This window comes from Bariatricus sp. HCP28S3_A4, from assembly GCF_052066395.1.
Lineage (GTDB): Bacteria > Bacillota > Clostridia > Lachnospirales > Lachnospiraceae > Allocoprococcus.
Genome location: NZ_JBQHSE010000087.1, coordinates 1 through 1065 on the forward strand (window position 1 = coordinate 1; position 1065 = coordinate 1065).

Below are 1065 nucleotides of genomic sequence, written 5' to 3' on the forward strand. Positions count from 1 at the left end.
CTGTGAAGAAGGGAAAGAAGAAAGCAAGAGCTGTATTTACCAGACAGGAAATAAAAATTCTTTTATCTCTTCCAGATGAAAGCTATGAAACCGGTCTGCGAGATAAGGTACTTCTTTCATTCATGTATGCAACCGGAGCCAGAGCACAGGAAATCTGCGACTTAAAAGTAAGAGATTTACGGATCGATGCAAATTCTGCGTCTATTACTCTGACGGGTAAGGGATCCAAAACGCGTCAGGTTGGAATTGCTGAAAAACTTGTCGGCACACTTCAAAGCTATATAAAACATAGACATATTGAGTTATTTCCAAATCGACATATTTTTTCTAGTCAGACGCATGAGCAGATGACGATATCATGTGTGGAAGGAATTTATAAAAAATATGTGACTTTAGCTAAAAAGAGTAATCCAGGATTGTTCCTGGCAGATAGCTATCCACCTCATTCTATGAGACATAGCACTGCCTGTCATTTACTGGAAGCCGGGGTAGATATTGTAACAATAAAAAATATTTTGGGGCACGTTTCTTTACAGACCACCCAGATTTACGCTGAAATATCACAAAATACGGTAGATCAAAAACTCAGAGAATGGAATGAGACATGGTTTGGTGAAAATAAAAAAATAGAAATGAAAAAATCTGTTAATGTTCCGGATTTTTTGAGAAAAAGGTAAAATATTATTCGAGAAAAGCATTCAAGAGATGCTGTAACTTACATTAGTTACAGCATACTTCTCAAATAATAATACTTCTCGGATAATCGGTATAGCCGCAGACAATGTAGATCTTCTCAAGTCCGGAGATGTCACCTAACATGAGAGCTCCTGAAGCAGGCGGAATGTCCTGGTGAGCAGGACCGGATCTGCATCATTGCTGATGCGGACTGTGATATCCTTCATAGCAACTTCAATCGTATGTGAATTGTCAAGGTACGAGTTTTGCATCTGTGATGCTGTATGCTGTTCCGAAATGTGATCCGGAACAATGCCAATGGGAACCACGTCCTGTTTCGGGCGGGGAACCTCAAGATGACCATAATTCGGTGGTGGGATCTGATCCGCT

The 1065-nt window shown here is 40.1% G+C and carries 1 protein-coding gene and 1 pseudogene; one reads left to right on the forward strand and one right to left on the reverse strand.

Going from position 1 to position 1065, the window contains the following annotated elements; translation table 11 throughout:
• The first annotated feature begins 2 nt into the window (after positions 1-2).
• Complete coding sequence (locus ACTNBF_RS16455) at positions 3-677, forward strand: tyrosine-type recombinase/integrase (protein ID WP_441089703.1); 675 nt, start codon at positions 3-5, stop codon at positions 675-677.
• 135 nt (positions 678-812) lie between these two features.
• On the opposite strand, the pseudogene ACTNBF_RS16460 reads toward ACTNBF_RS16455, so the two are convergent.
• Positions 813-1065 (reverse strand): annotated as a pseudogene (locus ACTNBF_RS16460) (IS66 family insertion sequence element accessory protein TnpA); the annotation flags it as partial.